This is a genomic window from Phycisphaerales bacterium, from assembly GCA_016716475.1.
Taxonomy (GTDB): Bacteria; Planctomycetota; Phycisphaerae; order UBA1845; family Fen-1342; genus JADJWG01.
The window spans coordinates 1,410,930-1,425,014 of the sequence record JADJWG010000001.1 but is presented as its reverse complement, the minus strand read 5'-3'; the positions used below and the strand labels follow the sequence as shown (position 1 = coordinate 1,425,014).

At 64.8% G+C, this 14,085-nt stretch carries 3 protein-coding genes; all 3 read left to right on the top strand.

The annotated features are described in order from the left end of the window. Nucleotides 1-83 precede the first annotated feature (83 nt). The 3 genes from IPM18_05870 (at nucleotide 84) to IPM18_05860 (ending at nucleotide 13,999) form a co-directional block, all read left to right on the top strand. Entirely contained in the window at nucleotides 84-7,487 is a 7,404-nt protein-coding gene (locus IPM18_05870; GenBank protein MBK9119114.1) for a hypothetical protein, read from the top strand. A 72-nt stretch (nucleotides 7,488-7,559) separates the two neighbouring features. Then, nucleotides 7,560-9,887, top strand: a complete 2,328-nt coding sequence (locus tag IPM18_05865) for a hypothetical protein (GenBank protein ID MBK9119113.1) — start codon at nucleotides 7,560-7,562, stop codon at nucleotides 9,885-9,887. Nucleotides 9,888-9,964: 77 nt separating this feature from the next. Then, a complete protein-coding gene (locus tag IPM18_05860; GenBank protein MBK9119112.1) occupies nucleotides 9,965-13,999 on the top strand; it encodes a hypothetical protein in 4,035 nt (1,344 codons plus the stop codon). Nucleotides 14,000-14,085 lie beyond the last annotated feature (86 nt).

Here is a 14,085-nt window from a genome sequence, read left to right as displayed (position 1 = left end):
ACAACGGAAATGCGATGGAGTGCATGCAGCGAATTGTTGGAGCTCCAGTGTTTCCAGCGGAGTGACCGGAGGAGGAAGTGGTGATGGCGCGACGACGCAATGACCGCGGACATTGGCGCGGACGGTGGGCAGCCGGTTGGGTTTGTGCGGTGCTGGCTGCCATGGCGCCGGGGGGCACGATCACCACTTGGCAAGGGGGCACTGGTCTCTGGAGCAACGCCGGCGCGTGGAGCGGTGGGGCGGTACCGGACAACGGTGGTGGCAGCACGTGGAACGTGTTCATCACGAACCCGGCGTCCGACGTCTCCATTGACCTGAGCGCCACGGTGGACACGGTCAGCAACGCGGGCACGCTCTGGTTCATGGCGGGGAATACTTTGACGGTGCTGGACCCGGCCGGATTGAGCAATTCCGGCTCATTGCGGGTGAGCCACGGCGGGACATCGACTCTTTCGGGCCGCCTGCACAACACCGGCTTTGCCTGGGTGGAGGCCGGGTCGCTGCAGCTTACACACGACGTGCTGAACACAAGCACGTTCTGGGTCGGCAATGGTACGAGCGGCGCGAACACCGCGACGCTCCGGGTCTTGCAGGATCTCACGCTGAGCGGTGGTGGCGAGTTGTATTTCGCCTCCTCCCAGATGGGTACCACGCAACGCCCGGCGGTGGAAGTCACCGCGGGCGCGACACTGACCAACGCGGCCGATCACCGGATTCATGGTGGCGCGGGTATTTTGCGCGGCGCCGGACGGTTGGTGAATCACGGGCTGATCGATGCGGATGTGCCGCTCCGGACGTTGACGATCGAAACGGGTGAATTGACCAACTCGGGCGAGTTGTGGGGACGCTCTGGGAATCTTGACATCCGGGTCAATCTCTGGACGAATGAAGGCGTGGTTCGGGCAAGCGGCGGCAGTCTTTCGACGATCACCGGCAACTGGCTCACGAATGCTGCCGGAGCTCAGATCGAGAGTGTCGGTGGAGCTCAGTTGGCCATCGATCAGAATGTACTGAATTCGGGCGACATTGCGGCGGTCGGCGGTGGTACGGTTGTCTTCAGCGGAAACGCGCGGATTCTGACGAACTTGCCGCAGAGCGGCCTGCGGGCCGAGAGCGGCAAGCTGCGGTTCGCCGCCACAAACGGTCTGGTACAGAACATCGGAACGCTATACGCGAATAGCGGGGAGATCGAGTTCGCGAACAACCACGGGCTGCTCGGGGGTGTGCTCGACCTGCACGACTCTAGCCGGGCGACTGTGCTGACCGGCACTTCGGCCCTGCGGCAGGTGGTGGCATCCCTCGATGCCACCAGCATGCTGGGCGTACGTGACGATGGCGCCGGAACGGCCACGATGACGTTCGACGGTGAGCTCCACAACAGCGGAGGTACGTTGTTCGCGGTTTCGCGGCCGGTGAACACCGCCACGTTCAATCTGAACGGGGAGATCTACAGCCAGGGCGGACAGCTCTTCGTCGATGGCGGGGATCTCAACGTTGCCAACGCCACGTGGTTCCAAACCGGCGGGCCCCTGTCGGCGGAATTGCGAAACGGCGGCGACCTGCGGTTCACAAATGTCGATGCCACCATTGCGCAGTTGCAGATGCAATGGAATGGTGTCGGAGGTGAGTTGCGGTTTGAGAATTATCGCAAGCAGGGCCCACGCACGCAGCTCGGTCTGGCGGCGTGGTCGGCGCACGGTAGCACGCTGAATGTGCTGACCGGTTCCGACCTACTGGCGACCGGGCCGCTCGCGCTGCCGACCAGCAGCACCGTGAATGTTACGAACGCCTTGCTCCAGATCGACCAGACCACGAGTCTGGGCGGCAACAGTGCGGTGAACCTGTCCGGTGCCAGCGCCGTCCTGCGCATGCCGGCACTGACACAAACGGCCGCGGGTTCTCTCGTCGACCTCACCGGTGGCAGCCGGCTGGAGACGGCGGGGCTGGTCACGGTGGGGGGGACAGTGCGCTACCGTGGCGGACAGATCGTCGGCGGGCTGCATCTGCTGCCGAACGCTGGGTTCGAAGTCACGACCGGAACGAACACGCTGACGGGGCCGCTGACCTGGGAAGGTGACCGCATCATCACGCTACTTGGCAGCAGCACGCTGAATGTGTCGGGAACGACAACGATCCCGGCGGGCTCGACTTTCGCGTTGCGGACGAACAATGCGCGTTTCGGCGGTAGCGGCACCGTCGTCAACAGCGGATGGATGGAGGGCGGAGCGACCAGCAACGGATCGAGCACATTTCTCGATAAACCCGTGACGAATCTGGCGGGGGGCGTCGTACGGTCGTTTCAGAACGGTGCGGCGACGAACACGTTCCTGCAGGTGCTGAGCACCGTGGACAACCAGGGTCTTTTCGAGGCCGATGGTGCCAATCTCTATTTCAATGGAGTCGCCTCCCAGTTCACCAACCGCGGCACGTTGCGCGCGGTCGACAACCCGGCCGGCAGCCGACTGATCTTCCTCAACAACGCCAGAATGTTCAACCAGGGTGGCGCGACGGTGCTCAGCGGCCCAGGCAGCAGCTTTGAGGTCAGCGCGGCGGCCCAGGTGGAGTTCGGAGCGCTCACGCTGGCGAACAATGCGGGCGGCACGGTCACCGGCGCCAACTCGCTCGTCGCGGCCACCGGCGCCACGACGCTCGGTCCGGCGGGGACACTGAACATCGTGACGAGCGGGCGCTTCCGCGCCGACTCCCTGCTGGTTGATGGCACCGTCAACCTGACCGGCAGCGGTACGCTCGAGGCCAACACGACGTTGCGTCCTGGCGGACGACTGCTGATGAACTCGGGAACAGGTACGCAACTCGGTGACCTGACTCTGCAAGCCGGGACGCGGGCCGATCCGGGACGGTTGGCGCTGCTGGCGAACAACGTGACCCTGGCCGGCGCGGGGACCGTTTTCAATGCGGGCCTGATCGAAGGTGGCGCCACGACGAACAACACAAGCGTCACGCTCGCGAAAGGATTGCGTAACGAAACCGGAGGGGTCGTGCGTGCCATTCGGAACGGGGCCACGCTGAACACCACGTTCAGTCTGACCGGGCCGATTGAGAACTTTGGACTGCTGGAGGGCGTGGGTGCGAACGTGCAGGTGGCGGGTAACACGGTGCTGAATGCCGGTACGCTGCGCGCGGCTCCGCATCCGGACGTGGCCAGCAAGGTACTGATCGCGGGCGGCGCAAACGTGCAGAACCAGGGAGGACACGCCGTCATCGACGGGCCTCTCAACATGCTCGAGGTTTCGGGTGCGAGTACGGCCGAGTTCAGCAGCGTTGGACTGCTGAACGGCGCTGGTGCGCTGGTCACCGGGGCAGGCAGCCGACTGACCGCACCGCTCACGGTACCGCTGGGTTCAACGGTGACGGTTGCGGAACAGGGCGTTCTGGCGGGTTCGCACGTGACCGTTGCCGGCCAGTTCGTGTCGTCACGGGGGACGGTGACCGCACCCGTGACGTTGACCTCCACGGCCAGCGCGCGCTCCACCTATCCCAATGTGAGCTTTCCGGCGCGGTTCGAGCAGAGCGTGAACATCGGACCGGGCGCCATGTTTACACTGCAGGGCAGTGGCGCGGGATTGGGCGGTGGCGGCGTGGTCTCCAACGGGGGCCTGCTCGAAGGAGTAGCCACGAGCACCAACGGCGTAACGTATCTGTTCAGCACGGTGCGCAACGAAACGGACGGCATCATTCGTGCCCGACAGAGTGGAGCATTCACGGGCACACGGCTGCAGGTCTCGGGGCGGATTGACAACCACGGCCTGATCGAAGCGGACGGTTCCGAACTGTACTTCACGGGTGCACAGGTGACCAACCGCGGAACTCTCCGGACGCTCCCGGGCGGCAGCTTTTCGCTGCGGGATGCCGCACAGTGGGACGGCGACGGGCTTGTACACATCACGCCCGGAACGACCGGGTTGGTGACCGGGGCGAATACGCGCGCCACCGTCGGCGATCTCCGCATCGATGGTATGTTGACGTTGCAGACGGGCGCGCGGGTCGAAGGGCCGGTGACCGTCAGCCCGGGCGGACAGCTCCGCGGTGACAGCGGGGTCGGAACGCTCGACGGGGTGTTGCATGTCGAGCGGTTTGGTGATGCTTTCGGCCGCCTGTCGCTCGTGACCTCGACCGTGCGCTTCAATGGTGGGGCGGTGGTCTACAACAACGGTCTGATCGAGGGGGGCTCGCCCACCAGCGGCGGCAGCACCTTCCTTGACTTGCCCGTGTGGAATGAGGTCGATGGAGTGGTGCGCGCGTTCGCCCCCGGGGCTGTGACGAACTCGCACTTCCGCCTTTCCGGCGCGGTCACGAATTTCGGGGTCCTCGAAGCTGAGGGTGGCAATCTCTGGTTGGAAGGGGCCCAGGTTGTCAACCACGGTGTGGCCCGCGCGCTGGCCGGTCGGCAATTGCGTTTTGTCGGCGGTGCGACGCTCCAAGGCAACGGCGTGATCCGAGGCGATGGTGCCGGTGCCCTCGTCGAGGTGAGTGGTGGCGCCGTCATCCAACCCGCTCTGTTTGAGCTTGTGAATGGTGCGAACGCCCTCTTGACGGATGCCGGTTCGCGCTTGGTCAGTCAGGTCCAGATTGCCCCCGGCAGCCAGTTGACAGCGCAAACCAGCGCCCGGCTGGAAGGCCCAGGCGTGGCAGTGGAGGGAACGCTGCTTGCCAACGGGGCCGCCCGGCTGTACGCGCCGGTGAGCATCGGCGCCACAGGCCAGGTGCAGATCACGAGCGGCACGGCCTTCTTCGACCAAACCGTCAGTGTGGCCCGGACCGGGGCCGACACGGCGGGCCGCTTTCGACTGCTCGGAAACAACGTCGTTCTGGACGGTGTCGGCAGTTTCGAGAATAGTGGTGTGATCGAGGGGGGGGCTCCCACGGCGAACAATGTCACGACGTTCGCGAACGAGATCCACAACCTGACGGGGGGCGTCGTTCGCGCCTTCAGCAACAACGGTGTCGCCAACACCACGTTTCGCCTGACCGGCAACATCACCAACCACGGACTGCTTGAAGCGGATGCGGCCACGCTGGATCTGAACAACCTCGTCGTAACGAACCAGGGCGGCCAGTGGCTGGCGCGCAATGGCGGGCGTTTGCTCAGTACCGCCGCATTCGTCAGCGGTGGCGGCACGGCCACCGTGGAGGGTGCCGGCAGCCGGCTCGAACTGACATCGACCAGCGTGGCTACGTTCGACGCGCTGGCCCTGTTGAACGGGGGGGCTGTCACAGCGACGGGTACGAACACGCTGCTGCACGTCGCGTCTCCCCTGAGCTGGGCAACGCCGAGTGCGGTCACCGTAAGTGCCGGCGCTCGGCTGTTGACGCCGAGCACGACGGTCGGAGGCGTACTGAGTCTGCAGACGGGCAACGTCACCTCCAATGTGCAGGTCGCCGGCGGCGGAAGGATCGAAGCCACTGCCGGCGCGTCGCGCATCGATGGGCCCCTGACCATCGGGACGGGCGGGCGCCTGGATGTCACGGGCGGGGCGACCACGCTCGTGCATGACGGTGTGCTGCTGAACGCGGCCGGCGGCATTCTCACGCTGAATACCAACGGCACGGCGCTCAGTGGAGCTGGCACCTTCACGAATGCCGGCCTGTTCGAGGGCGGCGGATTCAACAACGCCAATACGACCACGATCAGCAAGATGCTGATCAACCAGGGCGAGGTGGTGGCAAGCCCGCCGAACGGTGCGACCACCGCCTGGCTCCAGATCAGCGCGCCGACCACCGCGAACAGCGGTGTGCTACGGACCGGCACCGGCAACCTGCTCTTCACGGGCGGTTCGATCAACAACAGCGGGCAGGTCCGCGCTCTGGGCGATCGGATCGTGCGATTTCAGAGCAATGCGGTCGTTACCGGCGGTGGTACGGCGACCGTCGACGGTGACGCGAGCCGGCTGGAGCTTTTGAGCGGTGCGAATGTGCGGCTGGGTGGGATGTCATTGTTGAACGGTGGCGATGTCTCGATTTCAGGAGCACGTCTCGAAGTCGTGACACCGTTCAGCATCGGCGCGAGTTCACTGCTCAGTCTGGCTTCGGCCGGGCAGTTGGCGGGCGGACCAGTGACCGTTACCTCGGGTGTCCTTGATCTCAACAACGGCACGGTGTTCAACGCGTTGACGGTGGCGCCGACAGGTACGGTCACAGTGCCGGGCTCGACCGCCACGTTGGACGGCCAGGTGGCCCTGCAGCGCAGCGGTGCGGATCGCGGTCGGCTCACGATTTCCGGCAGCGGAACCATCGTGCGAGGCGCGGGCACGCTCAGCAACAGTGGCCTCATCGAAAGCGCTTCGACCGGCAACAGCCAGAGCGTGTTCCTCGACAGCGCCTACAACAACACGATCGACGGTCTGATTCGGGCCCGGCAAGGCGGCAGCGCCACGAATACATCGCTGATCATCCGCGGCGCCGGCTTGAACGCGGGTACGCTGGAAGCGGAGGGTGCCATCCTGAACCTGAGCGCAGCGAACCTGCTCAACAACGGTCTTCTGCGAGCCCTCCCCCACGCGGCGGGCAGCAAGATCACCATGTCCAGCACTGCCCAGATCACGAATCCGAGTGGGGTCGGCGCCCTGAGTGCCAGTGGTGCCGGCAGTGCCTTCGAGGTGCTCTCGAACGCGGATGCGTTCTTCAACACCGTCACGCTCACTAACGGGGCCACCGGCCTCATCAGCGGCACCGGCTCCACGCTGGCTGCGGCGATGACTGTGAATAGTGGCTCCACGCTGACGATTACCAGCGCCGGCGAATTGACCGTCACTGCGGGAGGGCTTACGAATTCCGGTCAGATCAACGTCACCGCCAATGGTCGCCTGATTGCGAACGGTCCCTTCTCGTCGGCCGCGGGCAGCGTGCTGAATCTTTCGGGTGCCGCCCTGCTGGACTTCAATGCGGCTGTCACCAGCGACGGCGCCATGGACCTCGCGAACCGGACGCTGGATGTCGCGGGTCCGTTGAGTTTGGGTCCGAACGCGACGCTCATCGCAAGCAGCGGAGCACGCCTGTTGACGGCCGGAGACGTGCTCATCCAAAGCACGCAGGCGAACGCCTTCGCTTCCCGCAACACCATCCTGGAACTGAGTGCGGCCGCGAATGTCGCCAACCCGGTTCAACTGGAAGCGGCCGGTGTGGATCTCGGCAGCGGAATCGGTGGTCTGACCAACAACTTCGCCTGGGGCACCCTGCTGATCTCGGGCATCGACGGCCATGTGCGGCTTGTCGATCTGGCGGATAACCCGGGTAACGGAGCCGGAAATGATGCCCTGTACGTGAGCACGCTGACGCTCACACATTCCGGGGCACGGCTGATTCTGAATGGCGTCAACGTTTACTACGGTACTTTCAACGGCACGCTGGCGCAGATCGACACGTCCGGCGGCGGCACCTTTGTGCAATTGACCGGGCTTCTGCCCGAGCCGGGTGCAGCGGTGCTCTGGCTGCTTGGTGCGATGCTGGTTCTGCGGCGGCGGAGATAGATAAGGTCGAAAAGGGTCGCGGGCTCGGCGGTTTAGTCGAACCGAGTCCGCCCGAGATGAGGTAGCTTGGGCATGAACCGAGCATCTTGGAAGGCCGGCCCGCGCGGACAAACACCGTGGGCGCTGGCAGTCTGCATCGGAATCACCCTGGTGGGCAGCGCGGTCACTCTGGCGGAACCGCCGGGCGATGCCGATGGCAACCAGGTCGTGGACCTGCGTGATCTGATCGCGATCCGCAACGCCTTTGGCCAGACCGGTCCCGGTGGGTTCAACGACGCCGATGTCAACGGCGATGGCGTGGTCGATCAGGCGGATCTGCTGCTCTGGCGGCAGAATTTCCCTTCTGTGGGCTCGCCTTTGGATCCGCTGCTGTTCATCCAGTTTCCGCTGGACGGCACACAGATCGGCGACCGCCGGCCTGTGATCCTGGTCGATTACCGCCCCGTAGGTCTGCCTATTGATGTAAACTCCATCACCGCCCGGCTCAATGGAGCGGATTACTCCGCGTCCCTCCTGCGGGGGTTTACGGGAGCGGCTCTGCCGATAGAGACGGCCTTGCCTGACGGACCCCACACCGTGGAGATCACGGTTGCGGACATTCTCGGGAACGCAGTCTCTGCGTCGAGCACCTTTACGGTGTCTGGGCTGACACTGCTGCCGACGGCCACGCCGCGGACCGGGCCTGCCCCCTTGACGGTCACGTTCCGCCCGGATGTGGTCTGGGCTGACTCGGCCCCGGCGTGGTATAGCTGGGACTGGAATAACGACGGTACGTACGAAATCGTCGATCCGCGGCCTGATCTGCGCGAGTTCACGTTTTTGGAGGAAGGCCTGCACACGATCCGTTTCCGTGTGCAACTCAGTGACAACTCGCTCGCGACGACTACGCTGACCGTGGCGGTCACGGAGACCCACGCCACGGTCTCACCGAGCAACGGGCGGGCGCCGTTGACTGTCTTCCTGCATGGCATCGCGGCGAATCTCGACGACCCGATTGTGCTCTACGAATGGGACTACGACTACAACGGCGTCGTCTTCACGCCTGATTTCACCTCCACCACCCAGCCCAATACGCTCCGGGTGTACGCGCTGCCAGGAATCTACCGGCCGCGCTTCCGGGCGACGCATCTTTCCGGAGCGGTGATCGAGCACCCGATCGTTCAGCAGGAGTTGCTCGTCACCGGTGCCGGGGCCCCGACGGCGATCGCATCGGCGGTGCAGAGCGCCCTGCCGCTCACGGTGAATTTCGTGGGGACGGGCAGTGATGCGGATGGGACGATCGTCCTGTACGAATGGGATTTCGAGAGCGATGGCGCGTGGGACTACGCCAGTGCGGTGACCGGTGCCACCACCCGGACTTTCGACACGGCCGGACGTCGGGTGGCCACGCTCCGCGTGACGGACAACAGCGGTCTGCAGGCGGTGGATCGCGTGGCGCATGAGACGTTTGCGCCGGGCGCGCTTGAATTGCTGAGCGACACCCTCATACCGGCGAACGGGGAGACGGTGACGGTTCGCACCCTGCTGACGACTCCCGCGACCGTCTGGCTGTACATCCGTGCGCCGGATGTGGTTCGGCCGGGAGGATTGGTTGAGCGCGGCCGGGTGATTCGTACGCTGGTTGACCATGTCTTGCGGGCGCCGGGTACCTACGACGACCCCTGGAACGGCCTCGATGACGAGTTCGAGGTGGCGCGCCCCGGGGCTTACTACGCGGTGCTGGAATACAGCTACCCCGGCCGGACGGATACGCTCGATGATGCGAACACGACCGGAGGCAATCATTCGTTCGCGGCGAAGTTGCCGCCGGATGTAACCGTGTTCGATCCGCTCGCGAACAACCCGTTACCGATGCGCTTCCGGATCACGCGGTCCTCACGTGCTGCGCTGTACATCCTGCCGGGCGGTACGAATCGCACGGCCACGATCTTCGACAACCTGCCCCTGGGAGCCGGTGACTATCTGTACTACTGGTCCGGCCTGACCTCGGACGGCAATTTCGCTCCGGCGAGCACGTACCTGTGGACCGTGAACCTCTGGACGCTGGGTGACAACGCGGTGGTGGTGCGCGGCCAGCCCGCAATCCACACGGTGTTCATCACGCCGACACGCCTGAGCCCGACGGATCGGCCGCTGGGTTCGGCGGTAGCCGAAGTTCTGTACGAACTGAACGCGCCGGCCTCGGTAGCGGTGGACATTATCCGCATGGACAACGGTGCCACGCTGCGGTCCTTCCGCTTCGCCAATCGGCCGGCCGGGGTGAATACGTTCCTCTGGGACGGCCGGACCGCGGACGGAGTATACGTATCACCCGGTTACTACCGGCTGTCGCTGCGCGCGGTCGATCAGGCGGGGAATCCGTCGATCGAACGCGAAGGTATCATGGAGATCCGCTACTAGCGCCCCGGTGAGTGACGCTGCGCGCGGATGTGTGACGCGCCGGCCGCGGGTCGGCGCCGAATCCTTCGGGAGAGCTGATGATGTGCAGCAACAATGCGCAACGGGCGAGTGCCCTGCTGGTCACGACCATGCTCGCAGCGCTCGGCCCACTCGTGGTCTGGGCCAACGACAACCCGGCGCTGGGGATCGGCGAGCCGAACACGCCTTGGGGACCGCCATGCACGGGCCCGAACTGCGACCCGTGCACCGGGTTGCAGTGTGATCCATGCAGCGGCTCGGGGTCCCCGGTCTTCGTGCGCACCGGGCAGCTTTACCACCAATTCCTTGACATGCGGCACGACATTGTTTTCGACGAGTTTCAGGTGCAGCGCGTGTTCCTCAGCCAGGAGTTCTACGTCGGACTCTTCGGCAAGCGCATGGTTTCGCTTTTCGACATGATGGCGATTCCCACCTTCCGGGGAAACCTGACGAACGAGGTGGTCATTCTCCGCTGGCCGGACGGGCAGCGCTCGGTATTCACCAAGCAACCGGACGAGACCTATTCGCAGTCGCTGGGGCGCAACGAGCGACTGGAGAAGGTCGTCGGCGGGTATCGTCTGATCACGCGCGACCAGGCCGTGTGGGAATTCGACGACTTCACCCGGTTGCTGCAGATCACGGATCACGTCGGGCGCAGCGCGACTTTCAGCTACGACGCCGAAGGTCGCCCGGCGGCGGTGACGCTGCCCGGGAATCGCACGTTCACGCTGGCCTATAACGCCGCGGGTTTTGTCTCGGCGGTGGCGGACTTCACCGGGCGGGAGGTGTTCTACGAATACGACGAGACTGGCCGACTGACGGCATTCACGGATGCGGACGGTTATGTGTGGACGTATCTCTGGGACGACAATGATCGCATCACGCAGATTCGCAGCCCGCTGAATGAAGTCGTGCTTGCAGTGACCTACGATTCACAGGGGCGGGCGAGTCGCGTGATCAGCGACGAGGGGGACTTCACCTACTCCTACACGTCAGCCACCGAAACCCGCAAGACAGACAACCAGCGCGGGGTCACATGGCAGTTCTTCTTCGATTCGCAGGGCGTCATCACGGAGATTCGCAACCCGCTGGGCGGCCGGATGCGCTTCACCTACAACGCGATGTACCACCTGACACAGATCACGGACGAAGCCAACCGCATCACCCGTTTCACCTATGACGGTAACGGTCGGCGGCTGTCCCAGATCGACGCCTTGAACCAGACCACCACGTACACCTACAACGCCGATGGGCGGGTGGACACGATCACCAATCCGCGCGGGGCCGTCAGCAAATTCTTCTACGATCCGCAGGGACGCATCATCGAGTCCTTCGTGGCGTGGGGCACCGCTCAGCAGGCCCGCACGCAGTACACCTACAACGCGCGCAGCCAGATGACGAGCCGTACCGACCCCCTCAATCGCACGGCCCTCATGGACTACGACGCGTTGGACAACCTCAGCCGCACCGAGAGTCCCGCCGGGCAGGAGGCGTTCTTCGTCTACGACCCGCTCGGGCGCGTGTTGAGCCGATCGACCGGCGGCGACCTTCAAATCACCATGACCTACGACGGGCGCGGCAACGTGCTCACCGAGACGGATTCGCGCGGTGGGGTCACAACATACGTATACGACGCGGCCGGCAACGTGATCAGCCGCACCGATCCGCTTGGCCGCACGACCACGATGCAGTTCGATCCGTGGCGGCGGGTGGTGGCCATGCAGCGGCCGAACGGCGCCGAGTACACGTATGCCTACACCTCGCACGGCCAGATCGCGACCCAGACCGATCCGCTGCTGAATGTGACGACGCATCTCTACGATGGTGCCATGCGGGCCATTGGGGCGCAGTTGCCGCTGAGCGCGGTGGTGTCGGCGACGCTCGACGCCGCCGGCCTGCCGACTTCGGTCACCGACGCAGGCAACCACACGATTGTGGAGACCTTTGACGCCATCGGACAGTTGCGTTTGGTACGGGACGGGCTCGGCCGGGAAACACGCTACACGTTCGACGGCGCGGGCAATATCCTGACTCGGACGAATGGGAAGGGCGAGGTTACAACCTACGTACATAACCTGCGCAATGCGCTCACGCAGATCAACTACCCGGGCGGCGTTTCCGTCGTGCTGGAGCGCAATCTCGCTGACGAGATCACGCGGGTGCTCGCGCCCGGCTTCGATTTCTCGTATGTGCGGGATGCCGACGGCCGCATCCTCACGGAGACGGACAACCTCCGCAGCCGCACCTACAGCTACACGTATCACCCCTCCGGCCGTGTTGCAACCAAGCTCGATCCCGAAGGTGTGCTGACGGAGTACAGCTACAACCAGGCGGGCGAACTCACCGAGGTGCGCGAGGGGGGGGTCGTGCTGCAGACGAACACGTACAACCTCGGCGGGCAACTGGTGGCCAGCACCGGCCCCGGCGGACTGACGACGACGTACCAGTACAACAGCGTGGGGGATGTGCTCGTGCAGGAGACGCAGCGCGGTGCGCAGCTCGTATCCAGCACCGTGTACGAGTATGACCTCATGCAGCGGGTCACGCGGAGTGTGCAGCGGATGCGGCTGCCGGATAACACGGTTGACGCGAGCGTGACGCGCTATACCTATGACGCACTGGGGCGCATGACCAGTGAAACACGCAAGAACGAGTCCGAATCGCTCACCTACTACACACGCGTCTATGAGTATGATCTCGCCGGCAATCGCACCTCGCTGACCACCGAAGACGGGACCGTGACGGTCTACACCTACAATGCCGGCCGGCAGTTGATCTCGGAGACGACGACCCCCGGGGGCGGCGGCCCACCGACGACCATCGAATACACCTACGATCAGAACGGTTGCTTGAGCAGTGAAACCAGCGGCGGTCAGACGGTTACGTACAGCTATAATGCCGACGGTCGCGTGGTTGGGGTGCAAACGCCCACCCACACCGTCGCGCACGTGCTGGCGCCGGACGGGAAGCGCCTCGCCACCACGCTGAACGGACAAACCACGCTGTTCGAGTACGACAACCTCAACGTCGACCGGGAGTTGCTGCCGAATGGCGACCAGGTGAAGTATACGCTGGCCCGCCACATCGACGGACTGATCGCGCGGCGGCTCAACGCGGGTCAGCACTATGCCTATGTCCAGAACCGGCTGAACTCGGTGCTGCAATTGGTCGACAACGCCGGCAACGTCGCCAACGCCTACGACTACGAGGGTTTCGGGGCTCCGTTCCAGACCGCGGAGACGGTGGACAACCTGATTCGCTTCGCCGGTCGGCGGCTGGAATCCGAGACGAACCAGTACTACTTCCGCGAGCGACAGCTCAGTGTCCGGGCCGGGCGCTTCACGTCGCTCGACCCGATGGAGGCGTACGCCCAGCGCAGTCTGCCGATCGGTTCGCTCGGCGGGCCGTCCGGCGACCGCGACATGTCGCCGCTCTTCGCCGCTCGGCAGATGGTCGGCTCTGCGACGATGCAGTTCGCCCCGACCCAGTACATCTATGTCGGTAATGATCCGTCCAATCACATGGATCCCACGGGTGAAGTGCTTATCTGGAACCCGATCAGTCTGAGCGCCCTCAGCGGCTGTGCCGCCAGCGCCTGCGGTGGCAGCGGTTGTGCCATCAGCGGTTGCGGTCTGAGTGGCTGCATCGCAAGCGGTTGTGGCGCGAGCGGCTGCGGCGGCAGCGGCTGTGCCGGCAGCGGCTGCGGCGGCAGCGGCTGCGGCGGCAGTGCCTGTGCCGGCAGTGCGTGCTTCGGCAGTGCCTGTGCCGGATCGGCCTGCGGCGGCAGCGCCTGCATGGGCACCGGGTGCCTCGGCAGTGCGTGCATCGGGTCGGGTTGTGGCGCCAGTGCCTGTGTCGGCAGCGTGTGCCTCGGCAGCCAGTGCTACGGCAGCGCCTGCGCGATGAGCAGTTGTGGATTGTCGGCCTGTATCGAAGGTTCGGCTTGTGCGGCCAGTGCCTGCGGCGGCAGCAGCGGGTGCGGGACGATCAGCACATGCGCGAACAGCATCTGTACCGGTGTCTCGAGTGTCTGCACGGGCCAAAGTGGTTGCAGCGGGCCCTCCAGTTGTGGCGGCAGTCGTTGCGGTGGCTGACGCCGGTCGGCGCCGAGGATGACGTAACCTTCCGGTCCCGCTAAGTTGTACGCACCCCGGTCGGTGCTCCGCCGGTCGCACTTCGG